This is a genomic window from Pedobacter sp. SG908 (assembly GCF_011759615.1).
Lineage (GTDB): Bacteria > Bacteroidota > Bacteroidia > Sphingobacteriales > Sphingobacteriaceae > Pedobacter > Pedobacter riviphilus.
Genome location: NZ_JAAOYY010000001.1, coordinates 2,154,888 through 2,180,391, shown reverse-complemented (window position 1 = coordinate 2,180,391; position 25,504 = coordinate 2,154,888). Strand labels below are relative to the sequence as shown.

At 37.9% G+C, this 25,504-nt stretch carries 25 protein-coding genes; 5 read left to right on the top strand and 20 right to left on the bottom strand.

Annotated elements, in window-relative coordinates:
- Nucleotides 1-34 precede the first annotated feature (34 nt).
- From FHT21_RS08825 to FHT21_RS08765, 13 genes are all read right to left on the bottom strand, one after another.
- A complete protein-coding gene (locus tag FHT21_RS08825) occupies nt 35-1,000 on the bottom strand; it encodes a hypothetical protein (protein WP_167294320.1) in 966 nt (321 codons plus the stop codon).
- Between the two features lie 167 nt (nt 1,001-1,167).
- Entirely contained in the window at nt 1,168-1,719 is a 552-nt protein-coding gene (locus tag FHT21_RS08820) for a hypothetical protein (protein WP_167294319.1), read from the bottom strand.
- Nucleotides 1,720-1,784: 65 nt separating this feature from the next.
- Nucleotides 1,785-2,273 (bottom strand): DUF695 domain-containing protein, encoded by a 489-nt coding sequence (locus FHT21_RS08815; protein WP_167294318.1) that lies wholly within the window; start codon nt 2,271-2,273, stop codon nt 1,785-1,787.
- Between the two features lie 77 nt (nt 2,274-2,350).
- Nucleotides 2,351-2,629: a hypothetical protein gene (locus FHT21_RS08810; RefSeq protein WP_243853932.1), complete on the bottom strand. Its 279-nt coding sequence runs from the start codon at nt 2,627-2,629 to the stop codon at nt 2,351-2,353.
- Between the two features lie 43 nt (nt 2,630-2,672).
- Nucleotides 2,673-3,404, bottom strand: coding sequence for a DUF6794 domain-containing protein (locus tag FHT21_RS08805; protein WP_167294317.1), 732 nt, complete (start codon nt 3,402-3,404; stop codon nt 2,673-2,675).
- Between the two features lie 159 nt (nt 3,405-3,563).
- Nucleotides 3,564-4,004 (bottom strand): hypothetical protein, encoded by a 441-nt coding sequence (locus tag FHT21_RS24935; protein WP_243853930.1) that lies wholly within the window; start codon nt 4,002-4,004, stop codon nt 3,564-3,566.
- A gap of 31 nt (nt 4,005-4,035) precedes the next feature.
- Nucleotides 4,036-4,908, bottom strand: a complete 873-nt coding sequence (locus tag FHT21_RS08795; RefSeq protein ID WP_167294315.1) for an S-4TM family putative pore-forming effector — start codon at nt 4,906-4,908, stop codon at nt 4,036-4,038.
- A 1-nt stretch (nt 4,909) separates the two neighbouring features.
- The gene (locus FHT21_RS08790) at nt 4,910-5,905 is read right to left on the bottom strand and encodes a nucleotidyltransferase (RefSeq protein WP_167294314.1); all 996 of its coding nucleotides are present in this window, start codon (nt 5,903-5,905) and stop codon (nt 4,910-4,912) included.
- Between the two features lie 235 nt (nt 5,906-6,140).
- On the bottom strand, nt 6,141-6,920 hold the full coding sequence (locus FHT21_RS08785; protein WP_167294313.1) for a hypothetical protein: 780 nt from the start codon (nt 6,918-6,920) through the stop codon (nt 6,141-6,143).
- A 3-nt stretch (nt 6,921-6,923) separates the two neighbouring features.
- Nucleotides 6,924-7,472 carry a DUF4269 domain-containing protein gene (locus FHT21_RS08780; protein WP_167294312.1) on the bottom strand — a complete coding sequence of 183 codons (549 nt, stop codon included), beginning with the start codon at nt 7,470-7,472 and terminating at the stop codon, nt 6,924-6,926.
- A 71-nt stretch (nt 7,473-7,543) separates the two neighbouring features.
- Complete coding sequence (locus FHT21_RS08775) at nt 7,544-8,344, bottom strand: hypothetical protein (protein WP_167294311.1); 801 nt, start codon at nt 8,342-8,344, stop codon at nt 7,544-7,546.
- Nucleotides 8,345-8,371: 27 nt separating this feature from the next.
- A complete protein-coding gene (locus FHT21_RS08770) occupies nt 8,372-10,249 on the bottom strand; it encodes a hypothetical protein (RefSeq protein WP_167294310.1) in 1,878 nt (625 codons plus the stop codon).
- 84 nt (nt 10,250-10,333) lie between these two features.
- On the bottom strand, nt 10,334-11,146 hold the full coding sequence (locus FHT21_RS08765) for a hypothetical protein (RefSeq protein ID WP_167294309.1): 813 nt from the start codon (nt 11,144-11,146) through the stop codon (nt 10,334-10,336).
- A 1,376-nt stretch (nt 11,147-12,522) separates the two neighbouring features.
- On the opposite strand from FHT21_RS08765, the gene FHT21_RS08760 reads away from it, so the two are divergent.
- Nucleotides 12,523-13,239 (top strand): TNT domain-containing protein, encoded by a 717-nt coding sequence (locus tag FHT21_RS08760; protein WP_167294308.1) that lies wholly within the window; start codon nt 12,523-12,525, stop codon nt 13,237-13,239.
- 10 nt (nt 13,240-13,249) lie between these two features.
- The gene (locus FHT21_RS08755; protein WP_167294307.1) at nt 13,250-13,666 is read left to right on the top strand and encodes a hypothetical protein; all 417 of its coding nucleotides are present in this window, start codon (nt 13,250-13,252) and stop codon (nt 13,664-13,666) included.
- Between the two features lie 104 nt (nt 13,667-13,770).
- On the opposite strand, the gene FHT21_RS08750 is transcribed toward FHT21_RS08755, so the two are convergent.
- Nucleotides 13,771-14,364: a hypothetical protein gene (locus tag FHT21_RS08750; RefSeq protein WP_208398897.1), complete on the bottom strand. Its 594-nt coding sequence runs from the start codon at nt 14,362-14,364 to the stop codon at nt 13,771-13,773.
- A gap of 266 nt (nt 14,365-14,630) precedes the next feature.
- On the opposite strand from FHT21_RS08750, the gene FHT21_RS08745 reads away from it, so the two are divergent.
- The gene (locus FHT21_RS08745) at nt 14,631-15,377 is read left to right on the top strand and encodes a metallophosphoesterase (RefSeq protein ID WP_167294305.1); all 747 of its coding nucleotides are present in this window, start codon (nt 14,631-14,633) and stop codon (nt 15,375-15,377) included.
- Between the two features lie 90 nt (nt 15,378-15,467).
- On the opposite strand, the gene FHT21_RS08740 is transcribed toward FHT21_RS08745, so the two are convergent.
- The 6 genes from FHT21_RS08740 to FHT21_RS08715 form a co-directional block, all read right to left on the bottom strand.
- The gene (locus FHT21_RS08740) at nt 15,468-16,289 is read right to left on the bottom strand and encodes a DUF4249 domain-containing protein (RefSeq protein WP_167294304.1); all 822 of its coding nucleotides are present in this window, start codon (nt 16,287-16,289) and stop codon (nt 15,468-15,470) included.
- Between the two features lie 161 nt (nt 16,290-16,450).
- On the bottom strand, nt 16,451-18,823 hold the full coding sequence (locus tag FHT21_RS08735) for a TonB-dependent receptor (protein ID WP_167294303.1): 2,373 nt from the start codon (nt 18,821-18,823) through the stop codon (nt 16,451-16,453).
- Between the two features lie 198 nt (nt 18,824-19,021).
- The gene (locus tag FHT21_RS08730; RefSeq protein WP_167294302.1) at nt 19,022-19,723 is read right to left on the bottom strand and encodes an ABC transporter ATP-binding protein; all 702 of its coding nucleotides are present in this window, start codon (nt 19,721-19,723) and stop codon (nt 19,022-19,024) included.
- Between the two features lie 4 nt (nt 19,724-19,727).
- On the bottom strand, nt 19,728-20,963 hold the full coding sequence (locus FHT21_RS08725) for an ABC transporter permease (RefSeq protein ID WP_167294301.1): 1,236 nt from the start codon (nt 20,961-20,963) through the stop codon (nt 19,728-19,730).
- A gap of 6 nt (nt 20,964-20,969) precedes the next feature.
- The gene (locus tag FHT21_RS25115; RefSeq protein ID WP_167294300.1) at nt 20,970-22,004 is read right to left on the bottom strand and encodes an HlyD family efflux transporter periplasmic adaptor subunit; all 1,035 of its coding nucleotides are present in this window, start codon (nt 22,002-22,004) and stop codon (nt 20,970-20,972) included.
- Between the two features lie 98 nt (nt 22,005-22,102).
- On the bottom strand, nt 22,103-23,458 hold the full coding sequence (locus FHT21_RS08715; protein ID WP_167294299.1) for a TolC family protein: 1,356 nt from the start codon (nt 23,456-23,458) through the stop codon (nt 22,103-22,105).
- 266 nt (nt 23,459-23,724) lie between these two features.
- On the opposite strand from FHT21_RS08715, the gene FHT21_RS08710 reads away from it, so the two are divergent.
- Together FHT21_RS08710 and FHT21_RS08705 are read left to right on the top strand one after the other, a co-directional pair.
- Complete coding sequence (locus FHT21_RS08710; RefSeq protein ID WP_208398896.1) at nt 23,725-24,741, top strand: histidine kinase; 1,017 nt, start codon at nt 23,725-23,727, stop codon at nt 24,739-24,741.
- Nucleotides 24,738-25,460, top strand: a complete 723-nt coding sequence (locus tag FHT21_RS08705; protein ID WP_167294297.1) for a LytTR family DNA-binding domain-containing protein — start codon at nt 24,738-24,740, stop codon at nt 25,458-25,460. Before FHT21_RS08710 ends, FHT21_RS08705 begins: the two co-directional genes overlap by 4 nt.
- Nucleotides 25,461-25,504: the final 44 nt, after the last annotated feature.

Here is a 25,504-nt window from a genome sequence, read left to right as displayed (position 1 = left end):
CCACTTTGCCAAGACGCTGTTAGGCACAGTACTTTTAATCATTAATTTTCTTTTGCAATTTAATCGGTTGTATTCCTACGACTTTGTTTTTGTCGTCAAAAGTCAACTTTATAATTTCACTTGGAGGATTAGAATTGTCGTCAGAATATTTATACTGAAGTAGAGTAAACATACTTCCATCAAGACCCATCTGAATTCCGCTATAAACCAATTTAGTTTCTTTATCAAAATTAATATTGTCAATTAACATATTAATTTGTCCGTCTGTAACCTTCTCACGGATTAAGTCAGATAAAAACGATTTTGATTTTGGTAAATCCTTTGCTTTTAAGGCTTTGAAAAAATCGGTTTTAATTATTTCTAAATCGGACAACTTTTTATCGTCCAATTTTGGCACTTCCTTTTCTCTTCCTTTCGATTGGTTTTTAATATAAAGCCTTATTCTGTGAGTTGGGTTAATAGTCATTGCACCTTTTCTTTCGTAATAATTAGAAACAGTCGCATACATTTCTATTTCAGTGCTGTCATTAGTTTTCCACGTAGAACTTTCTACAAATGTGTTTATAGAATCCAATTGACTAATATTAGAATAATTTCTTTTTACCACTGGCTGTCCGAAATTCTGTGAAATATGTTTTTTTAGTGCTGTATATTTTGCAATTAAGGCTTTTTGAAAAATTTCTGATTTTTGGTTATTATCTTGTTTCTCAAAATTTGACACGTCCCATTCATAAAGAACATAGGACATAGTTGAGTCTGTTTTTTTGAAAAAATAATACGCTGTTAAGTCAGGAATGATTTTTTCTTTTCTTAAAAATTTAATTGGTTGTGCTTCTCCACCAAAAGAAACGTAATTTGAAGTTGTTGGAATTCTTTCACTTCCCAATCTTTCTTCCATTTTCAAATATTCAGTAAGCTTCGTGTTGTGAATTTCAAAATTAAATTCCTGTGCATAAACAGAAGTTGAGAAAAATAAAATTCCAATAATTAATTTCTTCATTCGGTTTTCTTTCAATATTGTGCCTAATTTACATATACCAAGCATAAACATTCTCCAATGCAGCTATAAGCGGTGGTATTTGAGCTATAAATTTGCTGGTTTTGTATCACTAATATATTAATTTATAGTTAAGCATAAGGACTTGTATATCTTTTTGTTTTGGGTGCTCATGTAATCTTTTTTTCAACTGACATACTTATCCAGTAAATTCCCATTTGTCCCCTGTTATCCATTGTTCCTTTTGGCAACTGATTTTTAGGACAGCTTAAAATGGAACTATCTACCCCTTTTACGAATGCAGTTAAGGCTTCAAGTTTATTCTCTGAAAATGCAAGTATAGTGTAATCCCAACTGGAATAAAAAGACAACATCCACTTAAATTCTGTATCGATTTTTCCATCGATTAAATATTGATTTAAAATGGAATACGATTCAGATACGGTTGTATTGTCAAGATTTTCAATTCCTGTATAACAACTTGGCTCTATTAGAGCGTACCAATTTAAAAATATCAGCCGCTTTAAGATTTCAAGCTTTATTGTTTCTTCATCAATGCGAAAATAGAGTTCAAGATAAGATTTATGGATATTCCGATATCGCTCGAATATTCCTTCTGCGGAAAGTTTTTCGGTTACAAAATCCATCGTTCCATTTTGAGACTCGGCATAATCCCAAATTTCTACTTCTCTGTCAGATAAAATGTCGATTTCGTTTTTCATAGTATGATCGCTCTTTTCAGGCACTGGAGCTCAATTATTGATGTTTTCAATAAAAGCAAAATAGGTTATATGTTAAGTAACGTATTAACTTGCTTCCACTTCGGGTCAAAATCTATTTCGTAGGTAAAAGATACCAATCTGTTTTCTGCCAGACTAACCTTTCTTAAAAATTGCTCGATAGGTTCATTCTCTTCCGAATAAAACTCGATTTCCATTCCTCTATCTGATACCAACCTAGAAACCAAGTGGCAAATGCATATCCTCTTCAATTCATCTGAAAAGAAATCTTCAATTGTGCCCATATCCAAATCTGGATTATCCTCGGCAACTTTATCAGTGAGATCAATACTTATCCCGATATGATAAGGGCAAAATTCTTTGAACCCGTACTTTCTATATGATTTATCAACCCAGCCGGTGCCTAGCTTGCCATTTTGCATGGTTAGCTTTAAGAGGGTGAAAGAATGTTTCGGATATACCTGATCCGAATATTTTACTATCTCCCAGTCAACCACAGGAGCTTTGTTTCCAAAAAACTTGTTTAAAAAGTTCAATTTTTAGGGGGTTATTGTTAGTTAGTTACGAGGTCTTTGCTTATCCTCCTGTAAAGCATTTTAACTATGCAATCAAGTTAGGTCTGCTCACATGCATATTCGCTAATCTGTTCGTAAACTGTATATGGCGAAATATTAAACCCATCTTCGATATCATTATAAAAAATTACTGTATTTTCGAAAACAGCAACAACCCAAAATCCTCCTCCTTCGTTTCTATATTCTTTTTCCTGCCATTTCTGGGACGCAATTTTAATCAGGTTCCAGAAATTCAGCAACTCACCATCAAGTTTTAATTCAACACGTAAAATGCATTCTTTTAATTTTGTTAATGAAATTGGTGTCCATTTACTCATTGTGATAAGCCATTAATTTTCTTCTGAAATATAAATTGCAATTTTATTCGACGGTCAAACCTGTAAGTGAGAAGTCGATATCTTCTCCAATTTTTATTTTCTGCATAAGAATATCAGTATCGTTTCTATTTGCGCTATTTATCTTTACTCTAAAAAATACATTCGATGGCGCATTGATGTTATACTTTTTTTCAATAGTACCTTTAATCAAAAGGTCAGTTTGTGGATCAAATTTCCAGTATACATTTGGGCAGCTGAGAACTACAGCATTTCTCGAACCATCAGTATTATCTATGTGCATATAGATTGAAATATGATCTCCTTCCTTAAACCGGTTATAGTTTTTAACGCCTATGAGTGCAATTTTTTCTTGACATTCCTTTAAGGTTTTCCAATATACTTTGTGTTCTTCAACCTGTTCATCCACACCGATTTTTTTGTTATTTAATCTTCTGTGCAAAGATGTAAGGATGATCGAGGACATATCATCGGGATGGTTAATGCCCAATGATCTAAAATATTTGGCTAAAGGAACATTTCTGTCGCCTCTTATCCAATTATTTCTGATCCAAAGTCCAGCTCCAAAGTGGGCCTCAGCAACGGCTTTTTGTTCAGATTTGGTTTTAAACGAATTCAATTCGGAGGAAGTCCATCCATTTTTGAGGTAAGAGATTGACTCCTCCAGGTTTTTCGGCATTGCCTGTGTTTTCGGAGAAGATGGTGAAGAACAACCCAGGCATGAAATAAGCAACAGAATATTGACCAATGTTTTCATTAGAGAGCGAATAATTTTTAAATCTACAAAACGCTATTGAATTAGTAGCACTACTCGCTCTTTTTCATCTCTTCTGCTTCAAATCAGCGAAATCGAACAAATCTTTCGGATCAACTTTCAGAAACTTAGCATAGATTGAAACATGACTAATACTGGTATTTACCTGACCGAGCTCTGTTCTAGCAATTTGACTCTGGGATACTTCGGTAAGCAGAGAGAGCTGTTCTTGGGAAAGTCCACCTTCAGCTGCGGGTTGCTGTAGATCTCGGGTAATTCCAGTTGATGCAATAATCCGCGCCACAGCACTGAGATCAAAAAATAATAGAGGTTCTTGTCATAAGGAAAAATGCTTTGTCCATCGTCCATAAAACGTCTGAAAAAATTCTCCGCAAACCATTTTTCCCTGATACTGAAATCCTGCTCGGCCTGATGTGAGAGATAGTTCCTCTTGATACCATCCTGGCGGCGCTGGTTTGGTGTACTAAAACCTCTGATAAATCTCGAACCCGTCGATTTGAAATAATCAATTATGAACTTTGGCAGGATATGACTTTGCCTGAGTTCTTCCTCTACACCGTATAATCTGCACTTATCTGTCATTGTCGTTTAAACTAAGGATTATATTGATGGATCAAAAGCTCGCCGCATTGCGATGCATCTCATCCTCGAGCCGCTGTCTTATTTTATCGTATAACTTTTCCGGTATCAGTCCCGATTCTTTTCTGTTGGCAAATAATTTATCCTGAACACTCCGAATATCCTGCACCTGTATTTGATTGTTTTCCAAAATACTTTCTATAGATTCGGCCAGAATGCTGGCGGTTTCAATGGCCTTATTTTGATCTAAAATAATTTTGATTCCCATGGCAAACACCGGCAGACAGCTCATAAATAATTTTACAACGAAGTCCCAAAAGGAATAGTTGAAAAACAATGCTGAAATTACTAATAAAAGAAAAACTGCAAGGCTGATCTTATAGACTAATTTTTTAAAGTAAGTCCTTATTGCCTGGTCATAATTCAGGTTGGTTTTCTGGCATAACAGGACAGCGGTAAGATGATCCTTTGCAGCCAGTTCGGTGGGGTACCAATCATATAGCTTATTTAAGTCGGCCCCGGACTTCTTCAGTTTCGCTGCATATTTATTAATAGTTTCCTGCTTAGGCTTTTTCCCAACTACAATGCGATGCCAGTCGAGCTTGTAAACATTACAATCGAATTGTTCCTGAATTTTAGCTGCATCCGTTTTGTAGCCATTGATCACCACGTTAACCAATAACAATTCGGAGATGACCACACTAACGGAATAGACGTTCACGAAGGCTGTAATGTCAATACCAAATAATGCAAAGCCGATTTTTACGAATGCTAAGGTCACTGTTAATGGAACGGCGAGGAAAACCATAAAAATAAAAGCTTTCTTAGCCTCAATATACAACTGTTTCTGTGCAGCAAGCCTGTCAATGTTTTGCGGCTCGTTCTGCCTCGTAAAGATCGTCTCCATATCAAGCATATTGAGGAAAACTTTCACCGAATATCTCCCGCCATTTATTGATTGATTCTCTCATGTTTTTATTGGTTTCAAATTCTATAGCAGCTTTTGCGATGTGATAGTCCTTTGCTGCTTTGTTTTTTATTTTTTCACGCTCGTCCCAGGTAAGGTGATTGATATCTCCCTGGAACCCTTTGGGATCGTTTAAAGCATTGTGAATATTGTTATAGATGTAAGCCAAGACATTGGGGATTTCATAATCAACATACGTGGAACTTGTCACGCCGGAATTATAATAGTTGAGAATGAGATTTTCTAGGAAATAGGATTTGATAGTGGGCATGGTCGCCCTGCCGGTCCAGTATTTGAAAAGCCTGATCATATCCAAAACAGAAACATTTTGCAGTGCGTTAGTCGACCGCATACGTTCTTTGTCAAACCTGGGATCTGACTTTTTCCAATTTCCATTGCCATCCGGGATCAAATAAAAACTTTTGCCGGTTGCATCCGCCGTGGTCAGAAAGCAGGGCACAATGTCGAATATCCATTCATAAGAATCCAGTTTTAGTGTTGCTGCTTCCATATTCCGTTTGATATCTGCTTTACCATATACTGTAATATTACCTAAGCTGGCTTTAAACTTTTCGATTACTTTTCGCGAATTCAGGATAACTGAATTGGCATTGCATAAACTTACCAGGGTCCTGGCATCCGGATGAACAGTTATCTCGATCTTATCATAAAATTCATTATAAGTGCCGCTTTGCCCGTGCATGATCACCATCATATCAATATCATCAAGGGGACGGATTTTCGTTTTCCGTGCAAAGGAGCCGTAGTCTATAACGCCATCGGGATGTATTTCGGGGAAATCTTTATCATCGGGAAATTTGAGTATTTGTCCTTTGAGATAATCTCTACTGCTTTTGGCGGTATCTGAGCGCCCAGTGTCCAATCGAACCGCGTTTGCCAAAAATTCATTAAAAGCTTGAGTAACATTATTTGCCATACTTTTCAGTTTATTGGTTATAACCAATAGGTACAGCATTTTTCCGTCAACTCCGCTATAGCTCTAATGCACTGTTATCCTTATTGATCTTCAATCAATTAAGGCTTGTTCATAATCGTGCCAACGCCCGTTTTAATTTGCACAGCTTCAATTTTCAGAAAACGGAATGTCAATTTGTCGTGTTAGTTAACAGATCAGTTAATCCATGTCAGTAAAGCAGTAGGCTCATCGAATCCTAGCTGATGTTAAACCTGGTTTTTAAAAGCTGCCAGTCCGCGGTTAGCTTAGGATTAAGCTTATTATAAATACTCCCCGGTATTTCCGCAGGTAATTTACTGTGCAAGGATTCATAACTCAACCAGTTTCTGTAAACATGGTGCGCATAATCTACAGTCCTGGTTTTAAAGGCCGGGTCCTGAAACAGGAACACCCAATCTTTCTCTATTGTATTCAGGCGTGCCATCAGGATCAAATGTTTGATCAGCCCCCCTAAAATCGTCGCTGAGAACAATGCCTGCAAAACGGATAAGGCTATAGGCGCATCCTTAAAACCAATATAGGCAAAGACTGCCACAATTAGTAATACACACAGCGGAAGCACAATTTTTCTAATGGTGATATACTTGATGAGACTATGGGTAAAAAAGCAATTTTCAAAAAGATTTACGGCAGCTTTGTATATGCCTTGTGCAACTTCATCATTATCAAAGTAGCCTACCGATGACTGAAGCGCGAAGTTACTACCGAAAGAATTGTCAAGAAAGTCATCACGGCGTTTACCATCCGCCTGCGGTATCAAAATGAATTCAATAATGATGTCTATAAAAAAGTAAAAGAACAGGAAAATAATATTGGCAATATTGAGAATATCATCAATGTGACAGTCAATCCCGAAATATTTCACAATAAACGGAATTATCGACACAATGAGAATGCCCCAAAATGCTACCGTAAGGAAGCTTCTAAGCGCATTTATTATTTTGAACAGATTGTAATGGGGTGCAAATTGGGCCATAATCTAAATATCGTGCTGATGGAGAACTTGTTCATACTGTTCAATAAGTGCGATGTAGGGATTGCCATTTATGCCAAGCAACTTGCAGAAAGCTTCTTCCGTTCTGTAGCCGTCTTCTTTCAGCTCACAAATTTGATTTTTAAATGTCTGTCCGTGGGTCATAAGCAGATGGTCTTCAATCAATAGGTGCTTATAACCCATCTGATCCCTGGTTGGTATTTGCTGTCCGAATATTTCAAACTCAAAATTATCCTCGCGAAAATTAGCGGTGATCGTCTCATTGGCATAGATAGCTGACTGGCTAGTAACAAAACCAACCTTTTCCCCGAAAACAGCTTTTAAATAATTCTGAAATTTCAGCTTGTCAGCATAAGAACAGATGATGTCGACATCACTATCCGGCAAGTCCAGACCCAAAGGGATACTGCCGACAACTATCGGATCGTAAGCCCTTAATAGGTCGAGTAAGCCGCTTTTTTCCAAAGTTTTATAAAGCTGTTGCTGCCTGATTGACCCTGTTTGTAAATAATCAATATTGTTAAATTCAGCCATTTATGTAAAAAGAACTAAGGTAGGATTTATTCGTGTAAATTGACCATCATAAAACAGCTTAGATCTTCCGATCACCAGCTTTCATCGATACGAAGATATTTCCTGATATCCTTCCGCAGTTTATCGAGTGTAAGCCGGTGATGCGCCCTGGCATGGTTAAATTCATTAAAAACGCCAACCGGATCAAAAGCCGGCGCTGATTGGTTTGCAAAATAATACCTACCAAATTCAATTATAAAAGCCTCTAACTCATGTTTAAGAATGATTGTCAAATTGCTGTTGATGTCATTAGTAAGTTCTTCAAGTGTGATCTGGAGGCTGGTTGGCATAAAGGGATCGACTCCGAACTCGCTTATTTTCTTGCTGAATTCAAAATGAACCTTGGTTAGGTAGATCTTATCCACCTCCGCCACACCAACTTTAAGCAATTCGAATTTTTCCTGACCCGGACTTTTATTCGGAACATCTGATTCTTTTGGCTGTTCTTTGAAAGAGCTGACAATCTCCACATCCTTAAGAATATTGCTGCTTCCACAGGGAATCCAGCACGAAATTTCTCCGCCTATCTTTTCCATTAGCTCCTTGTGGCTATTAAATATAAAGCCGTAAGCATCAAGCACCATCATTACGTTAAGCTGAACCAGATTGGTGTAATCCAATCCCGCCTCGAAAGAATGATCGTGCTCCTTCAGCAATTGTAAAAAGTTAGATAATAATTCAGACTGTTTTTTTATTACCTCTGAACGAATGGGCTGTAAAACAGTTGCCCGTGCTCTTCTATAAGTAAGTATGGCCACGACGGTAGCCGTTGCCGTAAAAACAAGCGTAAAAATATCCTTTAACCAGCTGACATTTTCCTGTATGTATTTCATTACGTCCATGAACGGTTCGATTAGGTATTATGCATTTAATTCAGGGCGAAGTTGATCGAGGATTTGCCGCATATCCTGTTTTTCAGGTAAATCTCTTAGAAAAAGCCGAAGATCGTTGCCACTCTTTACGCTTTTCCATGTTGCCCCGACTTGCTTAAACCTGCGATTTTCCAAACTGTTTATCATGTTATTGCCCTCTCTGATTTCAGTGGTGGCCATTAACCTGCCTTCACCAAAACTCTTGAGTAAATGATTCAGGATGGTTGAAGAAAACCTTTTACCTTCGTGTCCCGGTTCCGTGAAAAAATAGCCCACTTCCCATTCATAGTCATTTGCTAGCTCCGGCAAATTGGCTTTTGCCGTTCCGAAATCGCTTTGTGTTTTTTGTTTTACAGCCCCGATGGCAACAGGTTGTCCCCATGAAAATCCCATTCCTATGAGTTTGCACCGTTTTACTTTGGCCACCGTCGGGTCAAGTACCTTATTTTGCTTTTCCAATAGCTCAACGAAACTATTGATTTCATCATCTGTGAATTCTGACGGCTTGCCGACCTTGAATGACTGGTCATTTACCCAAGGCACCAATACACCTGTATTCCTCCAGGCATTCCCGTCAGTTCGGTTATTATACTTGCCCTTATAACCCAGAATGTATAACAGGGCGAGTTCAACGTACCAAATCCCAAGTTGCAGCGCCTGATATTTCGCCTTTGGTGTAATTTTCTTCAGTTCTGCCCGCTTACTCTCCTGACCATGAACAAGTGCATTTCTTATTTTTACAAATACTTCCGGGCCATCCTGCACATTTGGGATAGCGGCAAGTTCCTTGAAAGCAGGCGGAACGGCCGTACTGATCCTGAACTGATAAATTAATAAACGGATCTTATTTGCAGCGGACATACCTTCCGCATCGCCACCAATAATGACTTTTTGATGTTCAACGATCAGCCAATTGTAGATTAGTTCCAGAGCCGTTTGGATCAGAATAATGGAACCGTCTACCATACCGGCGTTGGAATTTGCTTCCACATACCAATGAATGGCAGTAATCAAAAAATCCTGGTCTGACTCTTCCTTCCAAAGTTTGTTGTAAGATTTCCATAGCTGGGGCAGATCATTTAGAAACATGATGTCAGACCAGCAATTGACATGCTTATGTATGTCGATCGTATAATTGGAGTAATCTGTCCAAATATTCTGTCCCTCGTAAGCACCAGTATAAAACATCGGTGCAACTCTTCTCCCGTTTAGAAAATAGAGAAAATGATGAAAACGGTCATGCCATTTATGTAATTCTGCGAGATTGATGGATCCCTTTTTTTTGGTGATTTTTCCAGCGTAGGTGATCAAATAGCCACCGCTATCGCTTAGCTTTTCTTTTCGTTCTTTATAATTTACCAGTTTGTCAATCACTATATTATAAGGTTTGTCATCCAGGACCAGTCTTGATTTCTGCATTTTGACGCCTGTTGGCATGATATCTTTTACAGATCCCCCCAGGAACTCACGCATATTGGGAATTGAAAAGCTGACCTCAGTTACCGGAATAGTACTTTCCCCCCAAATAAATACGTTCCCTTCGCCGCTGCAAGTTGGCTTGCCGGTAAGATCGATACCCGTAACGTATATTTTGCCGGTTACTCTATTGTCTATTAATATTTCATATTGCTCCAGCCATTTAAGCCCTGGATTTGCATTATCGACAAAAGAACCTTTAAATTTCACACCCATATCCGGAAACCACTTGAAATGGATCTCTCCATTGATATTGTAAGTTTCTCCCTGATTTCTCAGTGCAAAATCCCCGGTGTAGATTTTAATCGTTTCATTTGGATCCTCCATTGAAACCGGGGACAGATTTCTTAACGGTATATCTTTGAGTTGTTCGAGTAGTTGTTTTGACATACTAAAATATTGCGATTAAGTAAAGATGCTTTGCCAAATACCAAGCTAAGCATTAATAAGAAGATAGCTGTTTTCAGAATAACATCAACTGCTAACCAAGATAAAGGATAGATTATTTTCTTTTAGTCTTTCCACAATATGTGCCGCTGAAATTCCTGCATCCTTTGATATTAACATACCGATAAGATTACCATCGACGGAGATTGGGCCACCACTATAACCCTTTGGCTCACCATCAAAAAGCGGATAGTTAAATCTAAAGCCATTAGTAAACATATCATCGGGGCTGAATTCAAATATCTTTTCAAGTCCAGCACTGTTATACTTGCCATTAAGTTTTGAATAGTTTATTCTGGACAAATCCCTTTCTTCTTCCGTTAACTCCGCTGTTTGTATTTCAGGAATTAATAATTCTCCCTTATTATCGACTATCAAATCATCTTCAGATGCGGCGTCAGCTTCTTCTGAGCTATCGTCGTAAAGATCATCAATGCTCATGAGTGGCTGGTCGTCGGCAGCACGTTCGACATAATTTTTTCTGGCAAAGCCTTCCGTTAACAAATTTGTGCCCTCAGAAATATCAGTTGTATCTAAATTAAAGAACAGATTTTCACATCCGAGTACCAGGCGACCGATATAAAGGTCTTTATGGATTGGTGGAATCTGATTTTCCATATCCTCCCGCTCCCGGAAGATTTGGGTGATCGGCACTTTCTGGTAATCGATAATGGCATAATATGTACGTTCTTGTCCATTTAGGTCCTTTTTGAAGGTATGTGCGGCAGTAATAAAAATGCCATCTTTATTGATAAAAAATGCGGTGCCTATGTTTATCCACGGTTCTTTAAGGTCGTCATATCCTACGATTGGAAATACTGCTGGTATAAGTTTTTTCAATGTTATATCTGGTTTAAGGTATGTGAATTATCTCTACTACAAATATACTTAATTCACAACTCAAAGACATAGATGTCCGTCTGGAGGTCAGGTCATAATCAGCTCTATTTCTAATTTGCTCAACTGGGTTGAATCAAAGTTTTACCAGTCCAATCGCTTGAATTACCAAAAACAATTCAATTATATAGAATAATCGGACTATAAATTTTGCTATCAATAAAGGATAACTGAACATTATCTTTGAGTCCCAATATTTTTACTGATATATCTCAACTATGGTTTACGGCGATAGCTGGTACTTATTAAAAATTTAAGATAATTCGAAATGAGCTCAGATGGTGTAGAAGATAGGAGTCAAAGATTCTAAGTCTTTTAGTCCTTATAGTTTCTCTAAAATCATGGTTAAATTCTTTCGAATGGTTGTTTGTTTTTTTTAAACAATAGCAATTGCAACTAAAAAATACAGACAAAAAGGTGAGTGATTCGGTGAGTCGCTTTTAAAAACCCTTCCAGATAGGCTCTAAACGCTGAAAATTGAACGAAGTTCACATCCCAGCGGGATCACAGAAAACCTCACAGAAATGTGAGGTTTTTTTGTCTAAAAGGAGATTTACTGTGCTAAAATCCAGAATAGCTGTTTATTGCCCTTTTAACCGGGCTGCTCCGACACAGCTTTACACCAACAATACTTTAAGATAACTTTCTCTCTACCTTTTTATTGAACTATTGTTAACCTGCCAATATAAAGCGGGGCAAATCTTTGGTCTATCTGATCTACACTAGGACTAAGACTCAACCAATGCAAGTGCGAAGTAGTGTGCAAGCAGGTACCAAGCAAGCCTAGCCGGAAGGCGGCCTAAACGTGGGGTAAATGTGGCGTAAAAGTGGATTTTGGAATATTTTTTTTGGGGATTTTTAATCAGATGGATTGATTTGGGTTATCATCCTTTTTTGATTAAACTAATATACTAAAATTATGGCTTTCCGAAATGAAATTATAAAAGATGCACCTACCGCGATATCCTCTTCCGCTAACGACTTTGGATATAGCCTGATGCAGTTCCTTAAATGCTGCAAAGTCAATTTTCAAAAAAAAGATCCACCAGTCTCTCAGAAGAAATTTGGAGCTAGCGATAATATTGATTTAGGTAATTGGAGCTAGCGATAATATTGATTCAGGTAAAATGAACAATTTGGATAACTTCCTCCTAATTGATCCTAAAACTGGCTTGTTTAGTGGTGTAGTGATTATTCTTATTCATTGTATATTTTGCTGTAAAAATATATTAGATTCGTTATACAGTTTCATGTCTGAATTTTACGTGATCATCCTTCTTTTTTTGAAACCATAATTTTAATAAATCAAACTAACAACTATGAAAAATTTATTCAAGTACTTGCTGCTTTTAAACATTACCTTATTCGCTGTGGCTTGTCGCTCAGATAAGGATGACCTTTTGAACGAAGAGCCGAACAAGCCAGCCATTGAGTTTTACAAAAATGCAAACGAACTGGCCGCAACCTATGATCCTTCGAACGTTGTAACTCAGACCGTGAGAGATCGCGTTTACGATTTATACAAGTCGCAAAAGTGGAGCGAGTTGGAAAACTTATTTATAAACAACAATTTAAATGGAAAATGGCCGCCTGCAAACGGAGGTTTTAATATAGTAGATGATACACCGATCACGGCTGGACAAAAGTATGATAGGTACAGTAATGGGATCGGAACTTATAGTGGAACGGGAGCTCCGACTCTGGGAGGCAGTTTTACAAGTCCGATCATCAATGGATCTGCGTATACTTTCGGGCAAAGGGCCTTGAACCAACCAGAAAATTCTTATGATTTTTATTATGAAATAGAAGTTTTAAATAATTCACTAAATTTCGGGGGGCAAACAGCAGACATTATTCCCTGGTTTAATCAGGTAGGTAATGGTAAGCAGACCATGTGGAAAATCCCGATAGATCCAGCGACTGGCTACCAAAAAACCTGGAATAAATTGGCACAGGAAGGATATATCAAAGTAACAATTAAGAAAAATCCCAGTGGAAAATATCCTGGAGCTGTGGGGGTAGTTATTGCAAAATAAAATAATTTAGATGTATTCAATTTCAAAAAAAATATTCATTGAAAAACAGGTCTCTGTTGACAAAGACACTTTTAGTAATGCCGAGATTGATCACTTGGCAGAAGTAAAATTCAAATGTTGCAATTGCGGACATGAAAATACCATTAAAATAACGCCATATGAGTCTGGTTTTCCGATTTTTCAATTGTATAATGAAGAAAAGGTTTTAGCTAAAAATGAATTACTCAGAAATAAAATTGTGTCCGAAACCTCAAAAAATTCACTTTATTTCGGAGAATTAACGGTAAATGATTTACCAACATTGTACTTTGGAACAGATTGCCCATCTTGTCGCTCAAAATATATTTGTGTTTTCAGTTATGGTGAAAAACAACCTGGATTGACTTTGCTTACCATTTCGGGCGTATGGAAATATAACGAAATTTAACACAGTTGTATTAGGGTGTTAAAGAATTTGAGAAAAATTGTTAAAGCCTGATAGTTTCCTATCGGGCTTTTGTTTTTGGAGGGTATTAACTGATAAACAATAGATCAATCTTCTTTGGTTACTTTTACGTCAGTAAAGTGACCTAGTGTTCCGGGGCCTACCCATAACCCAATGCTTCCTCTCCTATCTTTGCCTTGCTTTAAGTCATTTACAATCAATGTAGGTTGAGTAGCACCGTTAACATATAGCCTGGCCATTTCATCTTTCACTACAATTTTTATTTTGATCCATTCCGCCGGCAATATATCCACGTATGCTTCATACTTTCCTGGCGTTTCTTTTCTTAATTTTTCCCAGGGATATCCCGGAATAGAAATGTACTGACTAGCGTGGTTTCTGCGTACTTGATCATTTGCCCGGCCATTAGTAGGACGTAAATAAAAAACCTCCATTTTGGAAGCATTTAAAGCTGCCCTAAACGCAATACCTACAAACCCACGTGCTGTTTCACCAGCGTTTGCGAGTGTTTGCCCACTAATTGTGGCTTCAATTATGCCGTTATGAAAGTTAATATCCTTCAAGATTGCAACTGTACTGTCTCCATTAGCTTGCCCCTGTATTTCCAAGGCTAATGCTTTTTTACTTTTAAAGGTAGATTTTTTGACAGTTACCTGAAATGGAATTACATCAGATGGCATTATTGCATTTTTTTGAGCTTTAGATTTCAAACTAAACACTAAGCTTAAGGTCAATATCGATAATAGCTTTTTATTCATATGAGATAATCCTTCAATAATTTTGGTATAGCTAAAATAAGGAAAATAATGTTTTCGGATGTCTATTCCGTAACGGTTAAATAGAAATGTAAATTGCGGCGTCGTTCCAGGAGAGATTAAGTTGAGTTAAGAACAGCATATGATTTTCCTTAATTAATATCTACTTTAGCCATTACACGAATAAAGAAATGAAGGCAAAGATCATCAGTGACCTGCATCAAGAATTTGGTATTTCCGATTTAGATTTTAGCAATGCTGATATTGTGATCTTAGCTGGCGATACGAACCTGGGTACCAGTGGAATAGAATGGGTTAAGAAAAACATAAGCGATAAGCCTGTAATTTATCTTTTGGGAAATCATGAGTATTATAAGGGTTCATATCCCAAAACCCTTAACCAAATACTTGAAGCATCTCTTAATTCAAATATAACTGTTCTCGAAAATAAAAGATTTGAATTTGAAAACATCAGATTTCACGGTGCAACTTTATGGACCGACTTTTCTCTTTTTGGCAGTCCGGTAGAATATGGTATAATTTGCCAAGGACAGATGAACGATTATAGACAGATCCGCAAAGCCCCATCCTTTTCAAAGCTCAGAAGTATAGACACCTATAAAATTCACCAGGCATCAAAGCTATGGCTAGAGGAAAGCCTGGAAGAATCTATTGGTTATAAAAATGTTGTAATCACTCATCACGCTCCTAGTATAAAATCGATACCTGACCTATATAAAAATGATCCGATATCTTCAGCCTACGCTTCGAATTTGGAAGACATTATTATAAAATATCAGCCTGATTACTGGATTCATGGCCACATTCATACACCTGTGAGGTATAAAATTGGCAAAACTGAAATTATATGTAATCCACATGGTTATCTTAGTGAGCAATATAATGGATATGATAAAGATTTGATTATTGAGATTTAAAGTATTGGACTTGTGTTGGTTGACTCATTCCTGCTTTGCACTGTTAATTGATCGAAGCTAAGCACATACAATATCCATTAATCCAATTAATTATTGTATCGTATAATCCTTTGCGGCCACTTCCGATAACCTGAAATACCCATAAGCGAAGTTTGAAAAATGGGTCTGATTAATGATATTTCCTCTTACCGACCCTGGCGCCGTTTGAAACGGGCCATTTCCAGCTCCGGCAGCTGCTAACAATTTCCTGAAATAATCATAATATCTTTTAGAAATCCCATACAGCCTGATGTTTATCTTATCCCCAGCTTTCAGCTCTTTATCAGAAAAATATTCCTGCATCAGTTTGCCTTGACTTTTCTCGTCATCTTTGGCTTTATAATCAGGAAATGTTGATACAGGTGATACAATACGGTGTAGATAGTGATTCTCCTCATTGCCATTATCCTGGTAGTAATATTTGATTTCCACCTCATCACCTCCAAATCCGCCGGTATTATTTTGTTCTATCTTATTTTCAATATCCGGCACACCCATACAAGTTTCGGTTGCGGTATAAATCTCCCCATTTAAAACCACTTTTAGGGTATAAGTTTCGCCAATAACCGGATGGAAATTGGAGCAGCTGTATTCTCCCGTACCAGGATTTTCTATAAAGCTAAAAACAGTATTTGCGGCAGTTGTTATCACTATATCCGCTCCCGAAACTGTTGGAAATACGGTACTGTAATATCCGGTTGTAGTGGAGAGTTTGATTTTCTGCGCATTGCCTGTTGTACCTTTCACCCAATCAATCGATGCATCAATGACCAATTTCGGCTCTGCCGTTGCTAAATCCACTTCTATTACTTTTGTGCAAGACAGCAAAAAAAAGCAGCATGAAACGATAAGGTATTTAAGTATATTTTTCATCTGGTTATAATTATTAATTTATTGCTCATTGTTTTCAATGGCATTAATGAGTTCGCAAAAGCTCGGTTTGTTTTTTATTTGTGATGAAGTTATCATGACCTTAATCATTCTACTGTGTGATTTTGAAAGATCATGATGGTTTCATTTTTATATGATTTGTATTAAAACCTAAAATTGTAAGCAACACCTGGAATGATGCCGAAGATCGATATCTTCTTCGCTTCGCTCCCCCCTGTTTCTCTGTTTTGTTCGAACATAACAGATGCGGCGTTACTCCTGTTATAAACATTATAAATACTAAACACCCACTCGCTTTTCCACCTTTTTTTGCTGTCGGGCTTTGGGGTGTAGGTTGCCGATAAATCCAGATGATGATAAGCTGGAAGTGAATTAGCATTTCTTGCGCCGTAATTCGCAATGGTAATTCCCTGATACTGGTATTTGCCAATGGGATAGGTTGCAGCTTTGCCTGTTTGGTAGGTGAAAATACCACCAAAATTCCATTTTTTCGACAACTGATAAGCAGCTGTAAGCGAAAGGTTATGTGTTTTATCGTAATTGGAACGATACCATTCGCCGTTGTTAATGCCAGGTTCTTCTGCGTTTCTTCCTGGTGTACGCTGCTCTGCTTTAGAAAGTGTGTAAGAAAGCCAGCCTGTTAATTTTCCAGTGTTTTTTTTCAGCATCACCTCCAATCCGTAGGCCCTCGCCTCCCCGTTTAGCAACACCTTTTCTATGGCTTTGTTAGCGATCAATTCGGCTCCATCAATATAATCCGTTTTGTTTTTGGTTTTCTTGTAAAAAGCTTCTGTTTCCAAAGAATATTTTCCATTGCCGAAATTTCTGAAATAGCCCAATGCAACCTGGTCAAGAATTTCGGGTTTCAGGTATTGGTCGCTCGGCGCCCAAATATCAAGTGGAGAAACAGAAGCCGTATTGGAAATTAAATGAATATACTGGCTCATCCGGTTATAACTTGCCTTAATAGATTGCTCATCATTTATGGCATAAGAAACTGCCAGCCGTGGTTCTAAATTTCCAAAACCAATAATCTTTTTGTTTTTATCGTAATGTGTTGTACCTGCAGGCGTTCCTTCCTCGTAAATTTGCAACTCTGGGTTGAAAACCACCGCCTGATTATTCACATAGTTATTTATATTCTGTTCTCCCAATCGCAGGAAATTGCTATATCGCAGTCCATAAACCAATGCTGTTTTAGCCCCAATTTTTTGCTCGGCACTGATATATAATGCATTTTCCCATGCATATTTTTTTTCAATCTGGTCGGCATTAATAGGTGATGTCGCATCTATAGGGTTTATAGTGCCCGGATTAAACTGGTAGTAGATGGAATTGATACCATAGTTCAAAGCCAGTTTATCAGACAGGTGATGGTTAAAATTATACTTCAGGTTATAATTGCGGATGTCTGATGCCCAATCAATACCAACATTTTTTATCTTCAGGCCATAATCGTACTTGCTGTAAATGACCGATGCATTGGAAAATAATTTCTCAGAAAAGATGTGATTCCATCGAAGATTAAAAAACGAGTTCCCATAATTGTTGCTGAAAAAATCACTGAAATCCATTTTATCCTTGCCGAAATATCCTGAAAGGAAAATCCTGTTATTGTCATTGACTTTATAATTCAGTTTAGCATTCAAATCGTAAAAAGAAACAGCATTGGGGTTGTCAGCCAGTTTCAGGAACAAATGCGCATAAGAAGTACGACCAGCAACCACGAACGAGCCTTTATCTTTTACAATAGGGCCTTCTGCCAATAATCTGCTCGAAACCGCTCCGATGCCGCCTGTTAGGTGATATTCTTTATTGTTCCCTTCTTTCTGATAAATATCCAAAACGGAGGAAGCGCGCCCACCGAAATTAGCAGGTATGCCACCTTTATACAATTTCAGATCCTTAATCACATCGGCATTAAAAACAGAGAAAAAGCCGAACAGGTGTGAAGTATTGTAAACAACGGCTTCGTCTAACAAGATCAGATTACCGTCGACCGAACCGCCCCTAACGTTAAAGCCTGTTGCTCCTTCCTGTGCATTGGAAACTCCTGGAAGTTGCAGAATAGCTCTCAAAATATCAACTTCTCCCATAACCGCCGGCATCTTTTTGATCGTGGAGATAGCAAGTTTATTCACACTCATTTCTGGTTTTCGGATGTTACTTACTGAACTATTGTATTTAATCTCTATTTCATCCAGGGCTTTGCTTTTTTCATTCATCGAAAAATCTTTCTTGAGGTTTTTCGTCAGAACGATATGTTCCTCAATAGGCTCAAAGCCTACATAGCTAATAATGATTGTGTAGGTGCCTTTGGGCAAGGCAATCGCATAAAAGCCATAGGCATTGGTAACTGTTGATACCTTTGCTTCAGGAATGTAAATGCTTGCGCCGCTTATGGTTTCGGTGTTTGCTTTTACGACGATAGTGCCGCTAAGTGTAAATTTTTCCTGTCCGTATGCCACAAATGAAATCACGATAAGGAGCAAGGTGTGAATGATTTTGTTCGTCATTTTTTGGAAATCGGTGTAACGATTGAATTTTGGATGTAAACCTATTGTTTTGAGCAACTACCTTTTTTTAAATTATACCAAGTTGGTTTCTTTTTATACTAAAATGCATCTTGGTACTACCAAATTCTTTATACATTATTTCATTATTATAATTATAAATTTAGGTTTGCCAGGTTATTAGGTGCGGTAATTTGAGGCTTAATCAAAGTGTTTATCGTGGCTGATGATCTTACCATCTGCCAACTCAATTGTACGGTCGCTGTTTGCTGCAAAGTCGTTATCGTGTGTTACCGCGATAATGGTTTTATTATGGTCTTTTGTAATTTGCTTGAAAATATCAAAGACAACCTGGCTGTTTTTGCTATCCAGATTACCCGTCGGTTCGTCACACATAATAATAGACGGGTCATTAATAAGCGCCCTTGCAATAGCAACTCGCTGTTGTTGTCCGCCACTAAGTTTTGAAGACTGTTTTAACGCCTGGTTTCTAAGGCCTAACATTTCGAGTTTTTGATAGGCTTTTTCCTCAGCCTCTTTATGTGATAGCTTTCCAAGCTTTAGTGCAGGGATCATAACATTTTTTAGACAGGAAAATTCTGGTAACAAATAGTGAAACTGGAAAATAAATCCAATATCCACGTTTCGCATAGCAGATAGTTGATTTTGTTTTTGCCCGGTGACCTTTGTACCATTGATATAGATTTCGCCTTCATAAGATGTATCCATGGTACTCAGGCAATACAATAATGTAGACTTTCCCGATCCGCTCTTCCCTACAAGTGTCAGAAATTCTCCCTTATAGGCTTCTATATTTATATCGTCAAGCACCTTGAATTTTACGGGCTCATAAAAATATTTTCCGAGTGATGCAGTGCTCAGTATGATTTCTTTGTTTTTCATGCCATTATTTTCTAAAAATTTCAACAGGATCAACATCGGCAGCTTTTTTTGCCGGGAAATAGCCCGCACATATTGTAATAAATAAACCAAGTGCTGAACTGCTGGCAAATAGCCTGCCCTCGAATTTGATAGGAAAATAGCCGATGTGGCCTCCCATATATACATTAGACATGATTGCAATAAATATCCCACCAACAATTAAACCCATAAAAATTCCGGCAAGCCCCATGAAGATTGCTTCAATTAGGAATATCCATACCACATTGCTTCCTGAAAAACCAATGGCCTTTAAAATAGCAATGTCATTTATTTTTTGTGAAATCGTGGAACTTAAGATGTTGTAAATACCAAAAGCGGCAACAATCAATATGGAAAGTGAAATTGCGTTCATTAATGCATTTCTTGTCTTGTTTGATGAAAGTGCGTCTGCATTGATGGCTTTCCAGTCCTCTACGGTGTATGAGGTAAGCTGCCTCAACCTTGCCGCATAGATGTCACTCTTATCTGGATCCGGTATGTTGATGTATATATCATTGACAAAGGAAGGGCCCTTCTTTACAAACTGTTGGGCTGTGGATATATTGACATAGGATTTTGAATTGTCTATTGTAGTTACCCCACTAGTGAAAATGCCTACGATCTTCAATCTTTTTACAACGCCGAACGCGGAGGTAATTGTAATGTTATCATCAATGGCCAGGTTAAGCTTTTCTGCTATACCACTACCGATAATTATGGCGTTAAGATTATTTTGCAAGTCTTCAAGCCTTCCTGCCACAAGGGTCTTTCCGGTTTTGAACATGGCATCATATTCAAATATATCAACGCCGCTGCCCGAACCATTAAGCTGTGCCTGCCCGCGGTTGTAAAATAGATCAAAGCTAACCTGCTCTATTGCCTTAACCACATACGGTTCTTGTTTTATACGTTCCAGGAGTGCTTCGGGATCAACAATCTTTTTAGAAAGCGTTGTTATCTGGGGATTTATAATTGCAACTACCCCAGCCGAATCTTTTGGAAGTATGAGGGAAGTGCTTATCTCATCGTCGTGGTAAATTTTAATATGCGGGCTGCTCTTGAACATCTCTTCCACAGAAAAGTTTGTAAATCCTGAAACAAGGGAGTTAATAAACAGGTAGATACTTACTCCCAATGTTACGCCAAGTATCGCTATCAGGGTTTGCCTTCTCCTGGTAATGATATGTGTTAAGGCGATATCTACATTTACATTCTTTTTCATAATTTATCATTGTGGTTTTCCTTCAGTTTGTTTATTCTTGGGCAGGTCTTCCGTTATCAATATTGTATTGTCACTTATGCCTTTTAAGACCTGAACCCATTGACTGCTAACAAATTTAGTCTCGACCTTTATCTTGTTCTTTTCACCTTTCACCTGAACATAACCGCTATAATCAATATAATTGCGTGGAATCAATAGCGCATCTTTAGTTACTCCTACTACAATATTGCTTTGTAGTTGTGTATCCACTATCGTAAAATCCAGTGTATCAGTAAATTCAAGTTTGCAGATGAATGACTGGCTTGCCTCATCAAACGCGGGATAGATTTCTTTTACCCTGGCTTCGTAGATTTTATTTTTTCGGGTGTTGAGCTGTATGTATGCTGCCTGCCCCTCTTTTACTTTGGAGATGTTCGCTTCATCTACATTAACTTTCGCGTAGATGGTGTTGGGATTACCGATTAACGCTATCGCATCACCACGTTTCACGTAATCTCCCTTTTTTTTAAATACTTTAAGCACTTTTCCTTCACCAATGGCGTTAACGAGGCTACGGGCACTCACAAGGTCGTTTATTTCTTTCGTGGCACGGGTATTTATCACTTCCTGCTCTGCTTCCTGTTGCAGCTTTCGGTAATTTTCCATGGCGCTTTCATAGTCTACTTTAGAAGTCTTGTACTGTAATTCCGCATCATCAAGGTCTACTTTCGCCACACTATTACCGGCCCAAAGTTTCTGGTATCGTTTCAGGTTGACCAGGTTTAGTTCCATTTTACTCCTGTTTACTTCTATGGTATTTTGTGCCTGCTGTAGCGTCGGAGCACCAGTATGGGTGTTGCTCTTTGCTATGATGTACAGGCTGTTTGCACTCTGCTGGTTGAATTTTGATTCAAGATTATTAATTACGGCAAGGGCATTCCCCGAATGGACAACAGTTCCCTCTTCAAAATTAACTGCAACAAGGTAACCGTCCGATTCTGCTGCCAGATTATAGGACTGCCCTGCTTCCAGCATGCCCGATGCAAATACCGTTTCAGTCACGTCTTTCCGTATTGGTTTCGTTTCTTCAGTCTTCCTTCCACATGAAAAAAAAGACATGGAACAAAAAATGACCATTGCCGTTTTTATGTAGTGATTTTTCATCTTATGGTGTTATTAATATGAATTTTTGTTTTTGCGGCCAATGCTGATACCTGAGCCGAAACCAGGTTATAGTTACTGTTTACCATATCCTTATAACTGTCTAGTACCTTTTGCAAATCAATAAGCCCTTGCTGGTACAGGTTGAGATTCTTTTCATGGTTTTCTTTCCTCAGCTGAGCGATCTCCCTATAGGACGAAATTTGGCTCAAGACCTTGTAATAGTCAATTTCAAGCTTACGCTGTTCAATACCGGCTTTAATTTTCTGCTGTTCGGTATCCTTCTGCGCCAGCAAATAGTTATAGTTTGCTTCCGAAATCTGCTTTATGGTTGAGGAAGATGGGATTGGAATGCTCAACTTTAACCCGATATAGCTGCTGTTAAACCAATCTACATTTCTGTCAAATAACCTGTTTCGTGTGTTGTTCTGTTGGGTATTATGGCTTTGGAAAAATGACAAAGTGGGATACAGCGCATATTTTTGCTGCCGGTAATTGGAAAGTGCCATACTCTCTTTTAATTCACTGTTTTCGATGGCAACCCTGCTCAGTCCAACCTGTACTTTATCAGAAAACAAGCTATCCTGCCGGTCTTGTATGGTAATTTGTTCGTCTTCCGGAAAGTTGCAAAGTATTTTCAAGGCGAGGTATTGCTGCTGGATTTGGTATTTGATCTGGTTGTAATTTTCCCTGGTATCAAGAGAGGAGATCTTGGCCTCATTCACGTCCTGTTGCTTTATTAAACCCTCGGCATATTTATTTATAGTTATCTGTAATAGGCGCTCAGCTGTTTGCAGGTTTTTTTCAGTGCTTGACAATTGCTGCTGTAGCGATACGATATTATAATATGTGGATGCAATATCTTCATACAGTGACTTAATTGTAAGTTTGTTATCGGCAATACTGCTTTGGATGTTTAGTTTAGAAAGTTTCAGGTTCTCCCAGCCCTTATGGTTTATCAGCTTTACATCGATATTCTCATTGCCAGTGCTCACAAAAGGGATACCAGTCTGGATAGGTACGAAGGTTCCAACCTGCCCACCGAAAACTGCAGCAGGAAATAAATTGACGGGTAATTTCGTGTTATGCGTGTAACTAAAGGATAAGCTGCCGGATATGTCGGGAACACTTAAGATAGCCGCCAGGCGGGCCTTTTTTGCCTGTTCAACGCGTATTTCACCCGATTGCAGGGTAATACTTTTAGAAGACACGTAGGAAAACAGCGAGTCAACCGAGTGAAATTTATTCTGTTGCGCCTGGCAGATATTCAGGAAAAATAAGGATAAAGCTACAACGCAAATAAGATGTTTTTTACGGCCTATAGTAGTAACATATATTCCTCGCGGTGCTTTCATATGTTTCTCATCTTTAATAAAATCGATTACCGATTGCAATTTTGGAAGTAAAACTACCTTTTGGGATAACTACCCTTTTGGGAATTATACCAAACTCGGTATCTTTTATAGCAAAGCATGTTGGGGCACTACTAAGCAATATAATAGCTCTTGTTTTATGCGTTTTAATGGTATTTCCTGCTTTCGTATAAAAAGCACACGCTTTTGTATAAAAGCAGATCAAAGCATCTCTTTAAATGTTAAGTTTGTGCTATACAATTTCATCAATGAATGATTTTACCCATAAACAGCCGATTAGCGAAAACGTACTTTTTCGTTTCCTGATTTCACCTAGCCATAGGATATTCCGGCATCTGTTATTCATTGCTTTTATGGGTACAGTGCTGTACAACAGCACTTCTATAATTGCCAATCCGTTGGCGATATTTGTATATATTATGTTATTATTCTATGTAAATATGTATGTGCTGGTGCCAACACTTTTATTCAGGAATAAAAATATTGAATACTGCTTATCTGTTATTGGCATCCTTGTTATAATGGGTATTTGTGGCTATTTTTTCAATCCTTTTAATAAGGATCATGGGCTTAACATCCCGCTTTTTTCTTTCCTTACTGTGTTGCTGCTCGCGGCTTCCTCTTCCATAAAACTTTTTCAGAAGGGAATGATGGACAAGCAATTGATCTACGAGCTGAAACAGTCTAAAACTTATGCAGAATTAGAACAATTGAAAAACCAGATCAACCCACATTTTTTGTTTAATATGCTGAACAATGCCAATGTGCTAACAAAGAAAGATCCTGAAAAGGCCTCGCAGGTTTTAATGAAGCTGAGCGATCTGCTTCGCTACCAGCTTTATGACAGTGCAAGAGATAAAGTGTTATTGACTTCGGATATTCATTTCCTGGAAGATTTTTTAGCTTTGGAAAAAGTAAGGCGGGATAGTTTTGATTTCCTGATTTCAAAAGAGGGAGATCTGAACGGCGTACAAATTCCACCTTTGTTGCTCATTTCGTTTGTAGAAAATGCGGTGAAGCACAACAACGATGTAACAAGATCGTCTTATGTAAACCTGTATTTTGATATTAGGAATGACGAACTTTTCTTTAAATGCATCAACTCCAAACCAGTGCTTAAATCTGTTAGTAATATTGGTAATACTGGCGGATTAGGGTTAACAAACGTGAAACGGAGACTGGAACTTTTGTTCCCGACCGCTCATAGTTTAAGTATTGAGGATGGTTCAGAAAGATATTGCATAACCTTAACCATAAAATTATGAACTGCATTATTATAGATGATGAACCATTGGCAAGAGAGGCCATAGAGATGTTGATTAATCAAACAGACGATTTAGATTTAATCGGTTCATTCAGCGGCCCCGAAACCGTTACAAGTTTTATGGAAAACAATACCGTTGAGTTAATCTTTCTTGATATACACATGCCCGGAATTAACGGAATTGAATTTGCCCGTACCATTCCAAAAGAAACATTTGTGATTTTTACAACTGCCTATTCTGAATTTGCTACCGACAGTTACGAAGTAGATGCGATTGACTACCTGATAAAACCTATAAAATTAGGGCGTTTTCAAAAGGCAGTTGAAAAAGCCCACACCTACTCCAAATTATTCAAAGCAGATTACGCTGATAACAGTGTTGAACAGGTGGCAGATGATTTTTTCTTTGTGAAAGCAGAGCGAAGAATTTTTAAAGTCTATTTCAATAACATACTTTTTATTCAAGGTTTAAAAGATTATGTGGTGATGCACAGCGAAACACAGAAAGTAATTACGGCCATGAACATCAAAACAATCCACGATCAACTACCAAAAGATATGTTTGTGAGAGTTAGCAAATCCTATATCATCAATGTTAAGCACATTGACTCAGTGGATAATAACACGGTATACATCGGTACAAACGAAATCCCTATCGGAAGTATTTATAGGGATTTCTTTTTCAACGAATTTGTAGCAAAAAAGATTGTGAGCAGGTAATTTATGTATTTCATCGCTTTATCAATGCAGTAAATCTGGGTCGA

Excerpts from the sequence above, each read along its gene's own strand:
- FHT21_RS08825 (WP_167294320.1), bottom strand. The coding sequence starts at position 1,000 with ATGAAGAAATTAATTATTGGAATTTTATTTTTCTCAACTTCTGTTTAT.
- FHT21_RS08820 (WP_167294319.1), bottom strand. The coding sequence starts at position 1,719 with ATGAAAAACGAAATCGACATTTTATCTGACAGAGAAGTAGAAATTTGG.
- FHT21_RS08810 (WP_243853932.1), bottom strand. The coding sequence starts at position 2,629 with ATGAGTAAATGGACACCAATTTCATTAACAAAATTAAAAGAATGCATT.
- FHT21_RS08805 (WP_167294317.1), bottom strand. The coding sequence starts at position 3,404 with ATGAAAACATTGGTCAATATTCTGTTGCTTATTTCATGCCTGGGTTGT.
- FHT21_RS24935 (WP_243853930.1), bottom strand. The coding sequence starts at position 4,004 with ATGACAGATAAGTGCAGATTATACGGTGTAGAGGAAGAACTCAGGCAA.
- FHT21_RS08795 (WP_167294315.1), bottom strand. The coding sequence starts at position 4,908 with ATGGAGACGATCTTTACGAGGCAGAACGAGCCGCAAAACATTGACAGG.
- FHT21_RS08790 (WP_167294314.1), bottom strand. The coding sequence starts at position 5,905 with ATGGCAAATAATGTTACTCAAGCTTTTAATGAATTTTTGGCAAACGCG.
- FHT21_RS08785 (WP_167294313.1), bottom strand. The coding sequence starts at position 6,920 with ATGGCCCAATTTGCACCCCATTACAATCTGTTCAAAATAATAAATGCG.
- FHT21_RS08780 (WP_167294312.1), bottom strand. The coding sequence starts at position 7,472 with ATGGCTGAATTTAACAATATTGATTATTTACAAACAGGGTCAATCAGG.
- FHT21_RS08775 (WP_167294311.1), bottom strand. The coding sequence starts at position 8,344 with ATGAAATACATACAGGAAAATGTCAGCTGGTTAAAGGATATTTTTACG.
- FHT21_RS08770 (WP_167294310.1), bottom strand. The coding sequence starts at position 10,249 with ATGTCAAAACAACTACTCGAACAACTCAAAGATATACCGTTAAGAAAT.
- FHT21_RS08760 (WP_167294308.1), top strand. The coding sequence starts at position 12,523 with ATGAAAAATTTATTCAAGTACTTGCTGCTTTTAAACATTACCTTATTC.
- FHT21_RS08755 (WP_167294307.1), top strand. The coding sequence starts at position 13,250 with ATGTATTCAATTTCAAAAAAAATATTCATTGAAAAACAGGTCTCTGTT.
- FHT21_RS08750 (WP_208398897.1), bottom strand. The coding sequence starts at position 14,364 with ATGCCATCTGATGTAATTCCATTTCAGGTAACTGTCAAAAAATCTACC.
- FHT21_RS08745 (WP_167294305.1), top strand. The coding sequence starts at position 14,631 with ATGAAGGCAAAGATCATCAGTGACCTGCATCAAGAATTTGGTATTTCC.
- FHT21_RS08740 (WP_167294304.1), bottom strand. The coding sequence starts at position 16,289 with ATGAAAAATATACTTAAATACCTTATCGTTTCATGCTGCTTTTTTTTG.
- FHT21_RS08735 (WP_167294303.1), bottom strand. The coding sequence starts at position 18,823 with ATGACGAACAAAATCATTCACACCTTGCTCCTTATCGTGATTTCATTT.
- FHT21_RS08730 (WP_167294302.1), bottom strand. The coding sequence starts at position 19,723 with ATGAAAAACAAAGAAATCATACTGAGCACTGCATCACTCGGAAAATAT.
- FHT21_RS08725 (WP_167294301.1), bottom strand. The coding sequence starts at position 20,963 with ATGAAAAAGAATGTAAATGTAGATATCGCCTTAACACATATCATTACC.
- FHT21_RS08715 (WP_167294299.1), bottom strand. The coding sequence starts at position 23,458 with ATGAAAGCACCGCGAGGAATATATGTTACTACTATAGGCCGTAAAAAA.
- FHT21_RS08710 (WP_208398896.1), top strand. The coding sequence starts at position 23,725 with ATGAATGATTTTACCCATAAACAGCCGATTAGCGAAAACGTACTTTTT.
- FHT21_RS08705 (WP_167294297.1), top strand. The coding sequence starts at position 24,738 with ATGAACTGCATTATTATAGATGATGAACCATTGGCAAGAGAGGCCATA.